Source organism: Kosakonia sp. (genome assembly GCF_032104925.1).
In the GTDB taxonomy this organism is placed as follows: Bacteria; Pseudomonadota; Gammaproteobacteria; order Enterobacterales; family Enterobacteriaceae; genus Kosakonia.
On sequence record NZ_DAMCGF010000012.1, the window covers coordinates 44,331 to 60,209 of the forward strand.

Here is a 15,879-nt window from a genome sequence, read left to right on the forward strand (position 1 = left end):
GGTTTGAAGGTTTGAAGGTTTGAAGGTTTGAAGGTTTGAAGGTTTGAAGGTTTGAAGGTTTGAGGGTTTGAAGAAAGAAGAAGGAAGAAGGAAGAAGGAAGAAGGAAGAAGGAAGAAGGAAGAAGGAAGAAGGTTTGGCAGTGTAGTCAATAACAGGCAAAAAAAGACATCTTACGATGTCTTTTTTCCGGAATATTGGTACCGAGGACGGGACTTGAACCCGTAAGCCCAATCGGGCACTACCACCTCAAGGTAGCGTGTCTACCAATTCCACCACCTCGGCACGACTTACTTCTTAGTGCGGGATATCGCTGGTCGGCTGCGCCGGAGCTGCAGGCTGAGTTTGTTCACTCTTAGCCGGTGCACTCAGATTATCCCACTCACTTCCTTTATTGGTTTTATTGCTGTTAATGTTGCCAAGCACAAGGCTAATAATAAAGAACAGTGTTGCCAGCACAGCAGTCGTACGGGTCATGAAGTTACCAGAACCACTTGAACCGAACAGCGTACCGGACGCACCAGCGCCAAAGGAGGCTCCCATGTCAGCGCCTTTACCTTGCTGCAGCATAATCAGGCCAACAAGAGCCAGCGCTACAATAAGGAAAACAACTAAAAGAGCTTCGTACATAATCAACCTGTTCCTTGCGGGGTTGCCGCAGCCAATGCTTCAAACCAATAAAAGTGGGATGTTTATTGCTTTCCCACTGAAGCGGGTGTGAATACTAACCAAAGCGAATGACCTTCGCAAGGGCAATTTAAGTGCATTTTATCAAGTGCGGAAAAAAACAGCAAAATTGCGATCCCGGGCTATTAAAAAGGCGGCAACAGCCGCCTTTTTAAGCACTTATCGCGCTATTTTACAGCCTTAACCGCGTCGGCGATGCGATTCGCCAGCGAGGTCACTTGCGCCTCGTCTTCACCTTCTACCATGACGCGAATTAACGGCTCAGTACCGGATTTACGCAACAACACACGACCGCGGCCAGCCAGCGTCGCTTCCACTTCTGCCGTCACCGTCTTAACCGTCTCGTCTTCCAGCGGATCGCCAATGCCTGCGGTAAAACGTACATTCACCAGCACCTGCGGGAACATTTTCATACCGCTGCACAAATCATGCAGAGACATGTGGTTACGCACCATTGCGGCAACCACCTGCAAACCGGCCACGATACCGTCTCCGGTCGTCGTTTTATCCAGCAAAATTACATGGCCGGAGTTTTCAGCACCGATACGCCAGCCTTTCTCCTGCATTTTTTCCAGCACATAACGGTCGCCAACTTTCGCGCGCGCAAAGGGAATGCCCAATTGCTTAAGCGCCAGTTCAAGCCCCATATTGCTCATGAGTGTGCCAACTGCGCCACCGCGCAGCTGCCCCTGGCGCAGCCCCTCGCGGGCAATGATATACATGATTTGGTCGCCATCGACCTTGTTACCCTCATGATCGACCATAATGACGCGATCACCGTCGCCATCAAAGGCAATGCCCAAATCGGCTTTCTCAACCAGAACGCGCTGCTGCAATGCAGCCACGTCCGTCGCACCACATTTTTCGTTGATGTTCACACCATCTGGTTCACACCCAATGGCTATGACTTTCGCGCCTAATTCGCGAAAGACGCTCGGGGCGATGTGATAAGTTGCGCCATTAGCGCAATCAACGACGATTTTTAAGCCGTTAAGACTTAATTCATTGGGGAAGGTGGCCTTACAAAACTCAATATATCGCCCTGCGGCATCAACAATGCGGCTAGCTTTACCCAGCTCAGCGGAGTCGACACAAGTCAGCTCCTTTTCCATCTCGGCTTCAATCGCCTCTTCTACCGCATCCGGCAATTTTGTACCGTCAATAGAGAAAAATTTGATGCCATTGTCATAGAAAGGGTTATGCGAAGCCGAAATTACAATTCCCGCTTCTGCGCGAAATGTGCGCGTGAGGTAAGCTACCGCCGGCGTTGGCATTGGCCCGGTAAAAGAGGCAGAAAGACCAGCCGCCGCAAGCCCGGCCTCCAGCGCTGATTCCAGCATATAACCCGAAATACGGGTATCTTTACCAATGATGATCTTACGCGATCCATGACGCGCCAGTACTTTCCCGGCAGCCCAACCCAGCTTAAGCACAAAATCAGGGGTGATCGGTGCGTCGCCAACGCGGCCGCGAATACCATCGGTGCCAAAATATTTACGATTACTCATAGCGTTTGTTTTCCTTCGCTGCCAGCGTGGCTTCTACCACCCGCATAGCTTCTACTGTTTCTTTTACATCGTGAACACGAATAATGTGCGCGCCTTGCATTGCCGCGATCACTGCGCAAGCCAGACTACCGCTTAACCGCTCGGAGGGACCGACATTGAGTAGCTGGCCTACCATCGACTTACGCGACATTCCAACCAGCAGAGGTAAGCCAAAATGATGAAACTCAGCCAGGCGGGCAAGCAATGTATAATTGTGGGAAAGATTTTTACCGAAACCGAATCCCGGGTCGAGCAACAATTTCTCTTTTGCGATCCCGGCCCGCTCGCATCGTGCTATATGTTCGCTAAAAAAGCGATTCACGTCGGCAAACACATCATCATATTTCGGCGCTTCCTGCATGTTTTTTGGCTGGCCTTGCATATGCATCAGGCAAACCGGTAACCCGGTTTGCACGGCTGCTTCCAGTGCGCCAGGTTCTGTTAATGAGCGGATATCGTTAATGATATGTGCACCTACTCGCGCCGATTCACGAATCACCTCTGGTTTTGATGTATCGACGGAAATCCATACCTCAAAACGCTGTGCGATAGCTTCAACCACCGGGATTACGCGTTCAAGTTCCTCTTCTACGCTAACATCGGCCGCCCCAGGACGCGTCGATTCCCCGCCGATATCCACAATTGTCGCTCCCGCATTGATCATCAGGTTCGCGTGCTTTACCGCCTCAATCAATGTGTTATGCGCACCGCCATCAGAAAAAGAATCCGGCGTTACATTGAGGATGCCCATTACATGGGGATGTGACAAATCCAGTGTTGAGCCCTGAGCATGGAGTTTCATGACTAAAAATCCTGAGGTTGTGGCAGTTAGAAATTAAAAGAAAAACCCCGGAGCAAGCCCCGGGGTTTTCATTAAAAGCAGATCATCAGCGCAAATACTTATTTGTCGCCCAGCTGTTCTGACATGGTATTGCCCGGGTTTGGCGTACGCGGTTCATCGACCGGACGCGGCGCTCGCGGCGTACCATTATTGTCAGAGTTGTTCGTGCCAGGTTCTTCCCAACCTGCTGGCGGACGAACATCACGACGTGACATCAGGTCATCAATCTGCGGTGCATCGATGGTCTCATATTTCATCAGAGCATCTTTCATCGCATGCAGAATATCCATATTTTCATTGAGTAACTGACGTGCGCGATTGTAGTTACGTTCAATAAGCGATTTCACTTCCTGGTCGATGATTCGTGCGGTTTCATCGGACATATGTTTCGCTTTTGCAACGCTACGGCCGAGGAATACTTCGCCTTCCTCTTCCGCGTAAAGCAGCGGACCGAGTTTGTCGGAGAAGCCCCACTGGGTGACCATGTTACGTGCCAGGTTGGTCGCGACTTTAATATCGTTCGACGCACCGGTAGAAACATGTTCAACGCCATAGATGATCTCTTCTGCCAGACGGCCACCGTACAGCGTTGAAATCTGGCTTTCCAGTTTCTGACGACTGGCGCTAATCGCATCACCTTCCGGCAGGAAGAACGTCACACCCAGCGCACGGCCGCGCGGAATGATCGTCACTTTATGCACCGGATCGTGTTCCGGCACCAGACGACCAATAATCGCATGGCCTGCTTCGTGGTATGCCGTGGACTCTTTCTGCGCTTCAGTCATCACCATGGAGCGGCGTTCCGCACCCATCATGATTTTGTCTTTCGCTTTTTCAAACTCGACCATCGACACAACGCGTTTGTTGCCACGAGCGGCAAACAGCGCGGCTTCGTTGACCAGGTTCGCCAAATCGGCACCGGAGAAGCCTGGCGTCCCACGTGCGATGATTGCCGCATCGATATCCGGCGACAGCGGCACACGGCGCATATGGACTTTCAGGATCTGCTCACGGCCGCGAACGTCCGGCAGACCGACAACAACCTGGCGGTCAAAACGACCCGGGCGCAACAAAGCTGGGTCGAGTACGTCCGGACGGTTCGTCGCGGCAATAACGATAATACCTTCGTTACCTTCGAAACCATCCATCTCAACCAGCATCTGGTTCAGCGTCTGTTCACGTTCATCGTGACCACCGCCAAGACCCGCACCACGCTGACGGCCTACGGCGTCGATTTCATCGATGAAGATAATGCATGGTGCTGCTTTCTTCGCTTGCTCGAACATGTCGCGCACACGAGATGCACCGACACCAACGAACATTTCTACAAAGTCAGAACCGGAAATGGTGAAGAACGGTACTTTCGCTTCACCGGCGATCGCTTTCGCCAGCAGCGTTTTACCCGTACCCGGAGGACCGACCATCAGGACGCCTTTCGGGATTTTACCGCCCAGTTTCTGGAAACGGCTCGGCTCACGCAGATATTCAACCAGTTCGCCAACTTCTTCTTTTGCTTCGTCGCAACCGGCAACGTCAGCGAAAGTCGTTTTGATCTGATCTTCCGTAAGCATACGCGCCTTGCTCTTGCCGAACGACATGGCACCTTTGCCACCGCCGCCCTGCATCTGACGCATAAAGAAAATCCAGACCCCAATCAGCAGCAGCATCGGGAACCATGAGATAAAGATGGTCGTCAGCACGCTCTGCTCTTCCGGCGGTTCACCGACAACTTTGACGTTTTTCGTCACCAGGTTGTCGAGCAGTTTCGGATCCTGGACAGGGATGTAAGTCGTGTAACGGTTACTATCTTTCTTGGTAACGTTGATCTCACGTCCGTTGATACGCGCTTCGCGAACCTGGTCCTGGTTGACCTCTTGCAGGAAGGTAGAATAGTCCACCTTACGGCTATTCGACTCGCTGGGCCCAAAGCTCTGGAATACTGACATCAGCACGACGGCAATGACCAGCCAGAGTATTAGGTTTTTCGCCATGTCACTCAAGGGATTAACCTCATATTACAACTGTGTTAAAAACAGCGTCAGGATACAACATAACCCATCTCTTTCAAACCAGAGGCCGAAATCGACGGGGTATCATTTTCGCCCGGTCGCTACAATATACACTTCACGTGAACGCGCACGTGAAGAGTCCGGTTTACGCACTTTAACCTTCGTAAACAGGGAGCGAATTTCGGTGAGATACTCATCGAAACCTTCGCCCTGGAACACTTTCACTAAAAAACTTCCGCCAGGCGCCAACACATCACGGCACATCTCCAGCGCCAGCTCCACCAGATACATGGAACGGGGTATATCAACAGCAGGCGTACCGCTCATATTCGGTGCCATATCTGACATGACAACCTGAACTTTACTGTCGCCAACGCGATCCAGTAACGCTTTCAGAACTAATTCATCACGAAAATCGCCCTGAAGGAAGTCCACACCAACGATTGGATCCATCGGTAAAAGATCACAAGCGATGATACGACCATTACCACCAATCTGCGTGACCGCATATTGCGACCATCCACCAGGGGCTGCGCCCAAGTCGACGACCGTCATACCCGGCTTAAAAAGTTTGTCACTTTGCTGTATTTCATCAAGTTTAAACCAGGCACGGGAACGCAACCCTTTTTTCTGCGCCTGTTGAACATATTTATCGCTAAAGTGTTCCTGAAGCCAGCGGCTCGAACTGGCAGAACGCTTTTTACCTGTCATTTAACTTTCCATCCGGGTTCATCGTCGCCATCGAGAAATTTCGACGCGCAATTTGGCGATACAGTGGAGATGGCGGTAGAATGACCCGTTTTCAATCCCAACGTAAGCAAAATATACGATGAATCTGAGTACTAAACAAAAACAGCACCTGAAAGGTCTGGCACATCCGCTCAAGCCGGTAGTTATGCTTGGCAATAATGGTTTGACCGAAGGGGTACTGGCCGAGATTGAACAAGCGCTAGAGCACCATGAACTTATCAAGGTGAAAATTGCCTCTGAAGACAGAGAAACTAAGACCTTGATCGTGGAAGCTATCGTTCGCGAAACCGGCGCCTGCAACGTACAGGTCATCGGTAAAACGCTGGTGCTTTATCGCCCAACCGCGGAGCGTAAAATTTCGCTGCCACGCTAAGGATATCCTGAATTGAACACAAAATCTGTGTAAAACGAGGGGTTTCCGCCAGCAGACGTGCAAAATGCCACGCTCCCGGAATTCATAAAAGGCCGCAGCGCGGCCTTTTTCTTTTCTTTACAATCCGTCAACAATCGACGCGAAGGCAGCGATCAAAGATATTCCACTTTGATGATTTCGTATTCCACTTCGCCGCCCGGCGTGCGAATCACCACCACATCGTCCTGCTCTTTACCTACCAGGCCGCGGGCAATAGGCGAGTTGACTGAAATCAGGTTCTGTTTAAAGTCGGCTTCATCATCGCCAACAATGCGATAAGTCTGCTCTTCCTCATTATCGAGGTTCAATACCGTAACAGTAGAACCAAAAATGACACGACCGCTTTTCGGCATTTTAGAAATGTCGATCACCTGTGCATTAGACAGTTTTGCTTCAATATCTTTAATTCGCCCTTCGCAGAAGCCTTGCTGCTCGCGCGCTGCGTGATATTCCGCATTCTCTTTCAGATCGCCATGTTCGCGGGCTTCCGCGATGGCGGCGATAATTTCAGGGCGACGAACGGATTTCAGAAATTCCAGCTCTTCGCGCAATTTTTCGGCACCACGTAAGGTCATCGGAATAGCTTGCATTGTTATACCTCTTAAACATTCCTGTAGGGAGCGGTAACCCACCCCATCTGATCTACCTCCCCCGTACACCGGCATATACCGTCGGGCAGGAGCAAAAGAAAACTGACCCGGGGACAAAGCCCCAGGTCAGCGCAATTTTTCAATTTGATACGTATTTTACCCGGAAGTTCACTATGGGTCATCGTTTACTTTCCGGGTCGTTGCGCCGTAGTATGACGGCTTGTTTACTGCTTCCTAGCGCGAGATTATGCGATTTTCCAGCTTTATCATCGGATTGACCACAAGTATAGCCCTGAACGTTCAGGCCGCGAATGTAGACGAATACATAAACCAACTGCCGGATGGTGCGAACCTGGCGCTGATGGTGCAAAAAGTCGGCGCTCAGGCACCAGAAATTGATTACCACGGTAAACAAATGGCGCTGCCAGCCAGCACGCAGAAGGTTATCACCGCGCTGGCGGCACTGTTGCAGCTTGGGCCGGACTTTCGCTTTACAACTACGCTGGAAAGCAAAGGTTCTGTCGAGAACGGTACGTTAAAAGGTGACTTAATTGCACGATTTGGCGGCGATCCGACGCTAAAACGTCAGGATATTCGCAATATGGTCGCGGCGCTGAAAAAGTCGGGTGTGCAGAAAATCGAAGGTAACGTTCTGGTCGATACCTCTATTTTTGCCAGTCATGATAAAGCGCCAGGCTGGCCGTGGAACGACATGACGCAGTGCTTTAGCGCACCACCTGCTGCGGCAATTGTCGATCGCAACTGCTTCTCTATTTCGCTCTACAGCGCGCAAAAACCGGGCGATTTGGCCTATATCCGCATCGCTAATTATTATCCAGTGAATATGTTCAGCCAGGTCCGCACGCTCGCGCGCGGTTCCGCAGAGGCACAGTATTGCGAACTGGATGTCGTCCCGGGCGATTTAAATCGCTTTACGCTAACGGGATGCCTGCCGCAACGCGCCGACCCACTCCCTCTGGCTTTCGCCATTCAGGACGGAGCAAGCTACGCCGGTGCGATTCTGAAAGCGGAATTGAACGATGCCGGTATCACTTATACCGGTACATTGTTGCGCCAAACGCAGGAGAACCAGGCCGGCACTGTCATTGCCAGCAAGCAGTCGGTACCGCTTCACGATCTGCTAAAGCAGATGCTGAAAAAATCAGACAATATGATCGCTGACACGGTGTTTCGTATGATTGGTCACGCGCGCTTTGGTGTACCGGGGACGTGGCGAGCAGGATCGGATGCAGTACGACAGATCCTGCGCCAGCAGGCTGGTGTCGATCTCGGTAATACGATCATCGCTGATGGTTCCGGCCTGTCGCGACATAACCTGCTGGCACCCGCCACGATGATGCAAGTTCTGCAATACATTGCGCAGCATGACACCGAGCTCAATTTTATCTCAATGCTGCCGCTGGCAGGCTATGATGGCTCCCTGCAGTATCGCGCTGGCCTGCATGAAGCGGGTGTAGACGGCAAAGTTTCGGCCAAAACAGGCTCTTTGCAGGGCGTGTATAACCTGGCCGGGTTTATCACCACTGCGAGCGGTCAGCGGATGGCTTTCGTGCAGTATCTCTCTGGTTATGCTGTCGAACCGGCGGATCAGCGTAATCGCCGCATTCCACTGGTGCGTTTTGAAAGCCGGCTGTACAAAGATATCTACCAGAACAACTAACAAAAATGCCGGGTAGCGTGTGCTAACCCGGCATTTTGTTGGCAATATTCCCCGTGCAGCCGGGGAAATCGCGGCGATTAACGCTTGTAGATGAACTCGACGCCTTCTTCGTCGTCTTCGTCCCAGTCGTCATCCCACTCTTCGTCATCTTCTACCACTTCAGCTTCTTCAAGCTGCTGGCGATGATAATCGTCCCACATAAACTCTACTTTCTCAGGCTGTTGCTCTTCCTGCGCCTGGGTGATCGGGTTTTCGATGATAAAGGTCATCACGTCCCAGCACAGATCTTTAACACCCTGCTGGCTGGCCGCTGAGATAAGGTAGAATTTATCTTCCCAACCCAGTGCTTCAGCGATGGCTTTTGCTTTAGCTTCTGCCTCCGCTTTATCCATCAGATCGATTTTGTTGAATACCAACCAACGCGGTTTGGCAGCCAGCTTCTCGCTGTATTTTTCCAGTTCGCCGATGATGACACGGGCATTTTCAGCCGGATCGGAACCATCGATCGGATCAATATCGATCAGATGCAGCAAGACGCGGCAGCGCTCCAGATGTTTCAGGAAACGGATCCCAAGGCCTGCGCCATCAGCAGCCCCTTCGATCAATCCCGGAATATCGGCAACCACAAAGCTCTTTTCGTTATCCATACGGACAACGCCAAGGCTCGGCACCAGCGTGGTAAACGGATAATCAGCCACTTTTGGTTTTGCAGCCGATACCGCGCGAATAAAGGTTGATTTGCCTGCGTTTGGCATACCAAGCATACCCACATCGGCCAACAACATCAGTTCCAGCTGCAGGTCACGCTTATCGCCCGGCGTACCCATGGTTTTCTGACGAGGCGTACGGTTAACCGAGGATTTAAACCGCGTGTTACCCAGACCATGCCAGCCACCTTTGGCAACCATCAGGCGCTGACCATGTTTAGTCATATCGCCCATCGTTTCGCCGGTGCCCTGATCGATAACACGCGTACCGACCGGTACTTTCACCGTAATATCTTTTCCGCGTTTCCCTGTACAGTCGCGGCTCTGACCATTCTGCCCGCGTTCGGCGCGGAAAGATTTTTCAAAACGGTAGTCAATCAGGGTATTAAGGTTTTCGTCCGCTTCCAGCCAGACATCACCGCCGTCACCACCGTCGCCACCATCAGGGCCGCCTTTCGGGATATATTTTTCGCGGCGGAAGCTCACACAACCGTTACCGCCATCACCTGCCACGACAAGGATCGTAGCTTCATCAACAAACTTCATTTTACTCTCCGTAACTCATTCGCCTGAGCGGGGCACAGTGGCGACCACTTCGCGATTACGCCAGCGTCCCAAAAGACGATGGCCAATAGCGGAAAACATCGCGCCCGCAACCACGACAAACGCACCGAGATAACCGATAAGGTTTAACATCGGTCTGGCGAAAACATCGGGCCAGGCCATTGATAATAAATCTGAAAAAAACAGCGTAAAGAGCGGCGTCAGCGTGATTAATGCGCTCACTTGCGCCGCCTGCCAGCGAGCCATCGCTTCCGCTAGCGCGCCGTAACCCACCAGTGTATTAAGGCCACAAAACACCAGGCAAGCCAGCTGCCAGTTACTTAACTGAAGCAGCACGGCGGGTTTTGCCAGCGGCAATAACGCAATTGTACACAAAGTGTACAGCAAAAAGAGGATCTGCTGGGAGGCCAGGCGCCGTAATAACACTTTTTGCGCGACGCCGTAACTCACCCAAACCGTGGCTGCTCCGACACCAAAAATCACGCCCCAGGTGTAATCTGTCAGGCGGGTAAAAATCTCCACCAGGCTGGTATTAAAAAACATCACCAGACCACAGATAAGCATCAACGCGCCGATAACTTGGGTGCCGCGCATTTTCTCTTTGAGAATAACAACGCTGGCAATCATCATGCCCACAGGCGAAAGTTGACCGATCACTTGCGAAGCCGTCGGGCTAACGTATTGCAGGGAAGAGCTGAAGAGGATGAAATTCCCGAACAGCCCACCAGTGGCAATGGCCAACAAAACTAACCAGCGCGGCTTGCGAAAAAGATGCAGCGGGGGCAGTTTTTTTTTCCAGCCGAGAATCAAACCAAGGCCGATTCCCGCCATCAAAAAGCGATAAAAAACCACCGTTGGCGGTTCCATCACTTCCAGCACCTGCTTCATGGCGATGGGTAACGCGCCCCAGCACATCGCGGTTGTGAGCGCCAGCGCAATACCGATGCCTGCCTGCTGTTTCATGCCCGTATTACCTGCCAGAATTTACCGGACTTCTAATGTAAAAAGCCCCGCAACGTGTTGCGGGGCTTTCTTCCGTTACCGGGACGCGAAAAACTTATTCAGCAACGATGCTGATGAATTTACGGTTTTTCGGGCCTTTAACTTCGAACTTAACTTTACCGTCAGTCAAAGCGAACAGAGTGTGGTCACGGCCGCAACCTACGTTAGAACCAGCGTGGAATTTGGTGCCACGTTGACGAACGATGATGCTACCTGCCAGAACTGCTTCACCGCCGAAACGTTTTACGCCCAGACGTTTAGCTTCTGAATCGCGACCGTTACGAGTTGAGCCGCCAGCCTTTTTATGTGCCATTTAAATCTACTCCTCAGGTCTTAGGCGCTGATGCCAGTAATTTTCACATCAGTAAACCACTGACGGTGGCCCTGCTGCTTACGGTAGTGTTTACGACGACGAAACTTAACGATTTTAACTTTCTCGCCACGACCGTGAGCAACCACTTCAGCTTTGATTACGCCGCCATCAACGAAAGGAACGCCGATTTTGACTTCTTCACCGTTTGCGATCATCAGAACTTCTGCGAATTCAACAGATTCGCCAGTTGCGATGTCCAGCTTTTCCAGGCGAACGGTCTGACCTTCGCTTACTCGGTGTTGTTTACCACCACTTTGGAAAACCGCGTACATATAAAACTCCGCTTCCGCGCACATATTCTGATCAATTCAGAGTGCGCTAAAAATATTCATAATAGGGCGCGAATATTACGCAACTTGCTAGCCTTTGACAAGAGTGATCGTCACTCCATGCAGAAAAAAAACACAACGCGTAAGGTAACGTTTATCTGGCGCATTTTTTCAGTACAATCAACAATACTATTCTAACCCGTAACCCTTTGTTATCCCATTTTGCTATGTGGTAAACAGGACTGAAAGCCCGGCTTTTGCGATGAATTTAGAAAAAATCAATGAGTTAACCGCGCACGACATGGCGGGTGTAAACGCGACGATTCTGCAACAACTCAACTCGGATGTTCAGTTAATCAACCAGTTGGGTTATTACATCGTAAGCGGCGGCGGCAAGCGCATCCGTCCGATGATTGCCGTGTTGGCGGCGCGAGCCGTTGGCTATGAGGGCAATTTGCACGTCACTATTGCCGCATTAATCGAATTTATTCACACCGCGACCCTTCTCCATGACGATGTTGTGGACGAGTCCGACATGCGTCGCGGCAAAGCCACCGCTAATGCGGCCTTTGGCAACGCAGCGAGCGTACTGGTTGGTGATTTTATCTACACCCGCGCTTTCCAGATGATGACCAGCCTCGGCTCGCTGAAAGTGCTGGAAGTGATGTCAGAAGCCGTAAACGTGATTGCTGAAGGCGAAGTCCTGCAGTTGATGAACGTCAACGACCCAAATATCACTGAAGAAAACTACATGCGCGTCATTTATAGCAAGACCGCACGTCTGTTTGAAGCGGCGGCTCAGTGTTCCGGCTTGCTGGCTGGTTGCACCGAAGCGCAGGAAAAAGGGTTGCAGGATTACGGTCGCTATCTGGGAACCGCTTTTCAGCTTATCGACGATTTGCTTGATTACAGCGCGGACGGTGAAACGCTCGGCAAAAACACCGGCGATGACCTGAATGAAGGCAAACCGACGTTACCGTTGTTACATGCCATGCATAACGGCACGCCAGAACAAGCACAGATGATCCGCGAAGCTATCGAGCAAGGAAACGGCCGACACCTTCTGGAACCTGTTCTGGAAGCAATGGCTGCCTGCGGTTCACTGGAATGGACGCGTCGCCGTGCGGAAGAAGAAGCGGATAAGGCCATTGCCGCTCTACAAGTTCTACCGGATTCACCGTGGCGCGACGCGTTGGTCGGTCTTGCCCACATCGCCGTTCAGCGCGATCGTTAATCTTTCCAGCTTCCCGCGCATTGCCGCGGGAAAGTTCCAATAAGTTTCTTTAAATCCCCTTAAAATGAAAAATAACCAGTAATATCAAGCCTTGTCATAATCCTAAAACGCAAAATATTACATGAGCTTTTCAGAACAAACGCTCCCGTATGCGTATAGTAAGTAGCGTTGTTGGCGTAAATAATTGACACCTATTTTCTATCAGGGAGATGTTATGGAAACAAAATTAATGGACTGGCACCAGGCTGATATCATTGCCGGACTGCGTAAGAAAGGAACATCGCTGGCTGCAGAATCCCGTAAAAACGGGTTAAGCTCATCGACCCTCGCTAATGCCCTGACCCGCTCCTGGCCAAAAGGGGAATTGATTATTGCTCGTGCGCTGGATACCGATCCCTGGGTTATCTGGCCGTCACGTTACCATGATCCCGTCACCCACGAATTTATTGATAAGACGAAGCTGATCAGGAAAAAAAAGGAGGAAAAATAAGCGGTCATGCAAGTAGCACCTCCCCTTGCTTGCCAGAACAGGCGATAGAAAAAAAGGGAGCCGAGGCTCCCTTCTTACAGTTCAGCAGACAGGCTTATTCGCCTTTGACGCGCTCAATGTTCGCGCCAAGCGCACTGAGTTTATCTTCAATACGCTCGTAGCCACGATCGATATGATAGATACGATCAACAATGGTGGTTCCTTCCGCAATACAACCCGCCAGCACAAGGCTTGCAGAAGCGCGTAAATCGGTTGCCATGACCTGCGCACCGGAGAGCTTTTCTACGCCGTGGCAAATCGCTGTGTTGCTTTCGATTTCCGCGTGAGCTCCCATACGGATCAGTTCAGGAATATGCATGAAACGGTTTTCGAAGATAGTCTCGGTGATAACGCCCGTACCTTCAGCCACCAGGTTCAGCAGCGTAAATTGCGCCTGCATATCGGTCGGGAACCCCGGATGCGGAGCTGTGCGCACATTCACTGCTTTCGGACGCTTACCATGCATATCAAGGCTAATCCAGTCTTCGCCAACCTCAATATCCGCACCAGCATCGCGTAGCTTAGCCAGCACCGCATCCAGCGTATCCGGCTGAGCGTTACGGCAAACAATTTTACCGCCAGAGATCGCTGCCGCGACCAGGAAAGTCCCGGTTTCGATACGATCAGGCAGGACGCGATAAACACCACCGCCCAGACGTTTCACCCCTTCGATGGTGATGCGATCGGTTCCCATACCGGTGATTTTTGCACCGAGGGTATTGAGGAAGTTTGCCGTATCAACAATTTCCGGCTCACGGGCGGCGTTTTCGATAATGGTCGTGCCTTCCGCCAGCGTCGCAGCAGACATAATGGTTACTGTCGCGCCAACGCTTACTTTATCCATCACGATATGCGCGCCTTTCAGACGCCCGTTAACGGAAGCTTTGACGTAGCCCTCTTCCAGCTTGATCTCCGCGCCCAGTTGTTCCAGACCGCTAATGTGCAGATCCACCGGACGCGCGCCAATCGCGCAACCGCCAGGCAGAGATACCTGCCCCTGACCGAAACGCGCAACCAACGGCCCCAGCGCCCAAATAGATGCGCGCATGGTTTTCACCAGCTCGTAAGGTGCGCAGAAAACATTGACGTCACCCGCATCGATCCATACGGATCCATTGCGTTCCACCTTGGTGCCCAACTGGCTGAGCAGCTTCATGGTGGTATCGATATCTTTCAGTTTCGGAACGTTACGGATTTCAACCGGTTCTTCCGCCAGCAACGCGGCAAAAAGAATCGGCAGCGCGGCGTTTTTCGCGCCTGAAATTGTCACTTCGCCCTGGAGACGCGTCGGCCCCTGTACACGAAACTTATCCATTCATCTGATCTCTGTTAAGAATTCACACGCGCAGTAGGTTTATCCCCTGCGCTCAAAAGCCGTTAAGTTTGCGATCCCGCGCCCACTCCGCCGGAGTGTAAGCCTTGATCGACAGGGCATGGATACGGTTGTCTGCGATGTATTCCATCAGCGGGCCATAAATGGTCTGTTGTTTCTTGACCCGGCTCATGCCGTCAAAAATCTCACCCACAGCGACAACCTGAAAGTGACTGCCATCGCCAGTGACGTGGGCTTCCTGGAGAGAGAGTGCGTTCATCAGCACCGTCTGAATTTCATGATTTTCCATGGGTGTAAATATCATCTAATAGTGAAAACAGTCACACATCTTAGAGGAAAGTGGCGTCGGCTTAAACAAGCAAAAAGCCCCATCAATATAAAGGATGGGGCTTTAAGTAGTAACGCATTGAAAAAATTAGTGAGGCAATACATCCTGCGGCAAATTATAGAGCGCAGCGAGGGTTGAAACATTCTCACTCACCCCGGCAAGCACAACATTGCTGCCCTGTTTTTTGCCCTGCGCCACCAGATGAACCAGCAGCGCGACACCAGCAGTATCAACGCGTGACACGCCATGTAAGTCGATGCAGGTTACCCCGTTCATCGCCTCCACGCGCGCATCCCACAGCGGGTTTAAGAGATCCTGATCCAGTTCACCAACCAGTTTCAGGCACTCTCCCTCGCGTGACCAGCTTAGACTGGCTGTCATTGCTTTTTCTCGTCCAGGGTAATTTTCTGGCGGGAAATAGATTGCAGCTCGGCGGTTAAACCGTCGATACCTTTGGTACGCAGCAGATCGCTCCATTCGTTCTGTTTGGTCGTGATCATGCTCACCCCTTCGGCAATCATGTCGTAAGCCTGCCAGTTGCCGCTCTGCGTGTTTTTACGCCACTGGAAATCCAGACGCACCGGCGGACGACCATTCGGATCGATGATAGTCACGCGGATCGGCACAATCGTCGCATCGCCCAGCGGCTGCTCCGGGGCAATCTGATAGGTTTGACCGTGGTACATCGCCAGCGCCTGGCCGTAAGCCTGTTTCAGGTATTCGCGAAAGGCAGCGAAATAGGCTTCACGCTGCGCCGGGGTCGCTTCTTTGTAATAACGGCCCAGCACCAACGCACCGGCGTATTTCACCTGCACATAAGGCAGCAGTTCCTGATCCACTACATCGCGCAGGTAATCCGGGTTCGCACGGATTTTCGGCTGCTCATTTTTGAGGCGATCAAAGGTTTTCTGTGCCGCGTCTTTCATTGCGGCGTAGGGGTTAGCTTGATCGGCCGCCATCGCGGCCCCCAGCGGCGCAATTACCAGCAGGGCAACCATTAATAGACGTTTAAACATGCGTCAATT

At 51.7% G+C, this 15,879-nt stretch carries 18 protein-coding genes and 1 tRNA gene; 4 read left to right on the forward strand and 15 right to left on the reverse strand.

Annotated elements, in window-relative coordinates; all coding sequences use genetic code 11:
- Positions 1-196 precede the first annotated feature (196 nt).
- The 6 genes from RT644_RS19675 to rlmE form a co-directional block, all read right to left on the reverse strand.
- Positions 197-283 (reverse strand) — tRNA-Leu (locus tag RT644_RS19675).
- A 12-nt stretch (positions 284-295) separates the two neighbouring features.
- On the reverse strand, positions 296-628 hold the full coding sequence (gene secG, locus RT644_RS19680) for a preprotein translocase subunit SecG (protein ID WP_020455428.1): 333 nt from the start codon (positions 626-628) through the stop codon (positions 296-298).
- Between the two features lie 224 nt (positions 629-852).
- Positions 853-2,193: a phosphoglucosamine mutase gene (gene glmM / locus RT644_RS19685; RefSeq protein WP_017457346.1), complete on the reverse strand. Its 1,341-nt coding sequence runs from the start codon at positions 2,191-2,193 to the stop codon at positions 853-855.
- Positions 2,186-3,034 (reverse strand): dihydropteroate synthase, encoded by an 849-nt coding sequence (folP, locus tag RT644_RS19690; RefSeq protein WP_313627768.1) that lies wholly within the window; start codon positions 3,032-3,034, stop codon positions 2,186-2,188. The genes glmM and folP overlap by 8 nt, the downstream gene beginning before the upstream one ends.
- 98 nt (positions 3,035-3,132) lie before the next feature.
- Complete coding sequence (ftsH, locus tag RT644_RS19695) at positions 3,133-5,064, reverse strand: ATP-dependent zinc metalloprotease FtsH (RefSeq protein WP_017457344.1); 1,932 nt, start codon at positions 5,062-5,064, stop codon at positions 3,133-3,135.
- A gap of 102 nt (positions 5,065-5,166) precedes the next feature.
- Positions 5,167-5,793 carry a 23S rRNA (uridine(2552)-2'-O)-methyltransferase RlmE gene (gene rlmE, locus RT644_RS19700; protein ID WP_020455430.1) on the reverse strand — a complete coding sequence of 209 codons (627 nt, stop codon included), beginning with the start codon at positions 5,791-5,793 and terminating at the stop codon, positions 5,167-5,169.
- Between the two features lie 118 nt (positions 5,794-5,911).
- Here rlmE and yhbY point away from each other — a divergent pair, with 118 nt between their 5' ends.
- On the forward strand, positions 5,912-6,205 hold the full coding sequence (gene yhbY / locus RT644_RS19705) for a ribosome assembly RNA-binding protein YhbY (protein WP_007369919.1): 294 nt from the start codon (positions 5,912-5,914) through the stop codon (positions 6,203-6,205).
- Between the two features lie 152 nt (positions 6,206-6,357).
- On the opposite strand, the gene greA is transcribed toward yhbY, so the two are convergent.
- The gene (gene greA, locus RT644_RS19710; RefSeq protein ID WP_313627770.1) at positions 6,358-6,834 is read right to left on the reverse strand and encodes a transcription elongation factor GreA; all 477 of its coding nucleotides are present in this window, start codon (positions 6,832-6,834) and stop codon (positions 6,358-6,360) included.
- A 247-nt stretch (positions 6,835-7,081) separates the two neighbouring features.
- On the opposite strand from greA, the gene dacB reads away from it, so the two are divergent.
- Entirely contained in the window at positions 7,082-8,515 is a 1,434-nt protein-coding gene (gene dacB, locus RT644_RS19715) for a serine-type D-Ala-D-Ala carboxypeptidase (RefSeq protein ID WP_097405976.1), read from the forward strand.
- A 77-nt stretch (positions 8,516-8,592) separates the two neighbouring features.
- On the opposite strand, the gene cgtA is transcribed toward dacB, so the two are convergent.
- From cgtA to rplU, 4 genes are all read right to left on the reverse strand, one after another.
- Complete coding sequence (gene cgtA / locus RT644_RS19720; RefSeq protein WP_017457340.1) at positions 8,593-9,768, reverse strand: Obg family GTPase CgtA; 1,176 nt, start codon at positions 9,766-9,768, stop codon at positions 8,593-8,595.
- 15 nt (positions 9,769-9,783) lie between these two features.
- Positions 9,784-10,749 carry a DMT family transporter gene (locus RT644_RS19725; protein WP_313627772.1) on the reverse strand — a complete coding sequence of 322 codons (966 nt, stop codon included), beginning with the start codon at positions 10,747-10,749 and terminating at the stop codon, positions 9,784-9,786.
- Positions 10,750-10,843: 94 nt separating this feature from the next.
- Complete coding sequence (gene rpmA, locus RT644_RS19730) at positions 10,844-11,101, reverse strand: 50S ribosomal protein L27 (RefSeq protein WP_017457338.1); 258 nt, start codon at positions 11,099-11,101, stop codon at positions 10,844-10,846.
- A gap of 20 nt (positions 11,102-11,121) precedes the next feature.
- Entirely contained in the window at positions 11,122-11,433 is a 312-nt protein-coding gene (rplU, locus tag RT644_RS19735; protein WP_003025032.1) for a 50S ribosomal protein L21, read from the reverse strand.
- A gap of 259 nt (positions 11,434-11,692) precedes the next feature.
- On the opposite strand from rplU, the gene ispB reads away from it, so the two are divergent.
- Together ispB and sfsB are read left to right on the forward strand one after the other, a co-directional pair.
- Entirely contained in the window at positions 11,693-12,664 is a 972-nt protein-coding gene (ispB, locus tag RT644_RS19740) for an octaprenyl diphosphate synthase (RefSeq protein ID WP_020455433.1), read from the forward strand.
- Between the two features lie 214 nt (positions 12,665-12,878).
- Positions 12,879-13,154, forward strand: coding sequence for a DNA-binding transcriptional regulator SfsB (gene sfsB, locus RT644_RS19745; protein WP_020455434.1), 276 nt, complete (start codon positions 12,879-12,881; stop codon positions 13,152-13,154).
- Between the two features lie 94 nt (positions 13,155-13,248).
- Here the strand turns inward: sfsB and murA are convergent, their stop codons facing one another.
- The 4 genes from murA to mlaC all read right to left on the reverse strand — a co-directional run bounded on the left by murA (position 13,249) and on the right by mlaC (position 15,870).
- A complete protein-coding gene (gene murA, locus RT644_RS19750) occupies positions 13,249-14,508 on the reverse strand; it encodes a UDP-N-acetylglucosamine 1-carboxyvinyltransferase (protein ID WP_020455435.1) in 1,260 nt (419 codons plus the stop codon).
- Positions 14,509-14,560: 52 nt separating this feature from the next.
- Complete coding sequence (gene ibaG, locus RT644_RS19755; protein ID WP_017457333.1) at positions 14,561-14,815, reverse strand: BolA family iron metabolism protein IbaG; 255 nt, start codon at positions 14,813-14,815, stop codon at positions 14,561-14,563.
- Positions 14,816-14,941: 126 nt separating this feature from the next.
- A complete protein-coding gene (gene mlaB / locus RT644_RS19760) occupies positions 14,942-15,235 on the reverse strand; it encodes a lipid asymmetry maintenance protein MlaB (RefSeq protein WP_045512665.1) in 294 nt (97 codons plus the stop codon).
- Positions 15,232-15,870 (reverse strand): phospholipid-binding protein MlaC, encoded by a 639-nt coding sequence (gene mlaC / locus RT644_RS19765; protein WP_020455437.1) that lies wholly within the window; start codon positions 15,868-15,870, stop codon positions 15,232-15,234. The genes mlaB and mlaC overlap by 4 nt, the downstream gene beginning before the upstream one ends.
- Positions 15,871-15,879 lie beyond the last annotated feature (9 nt).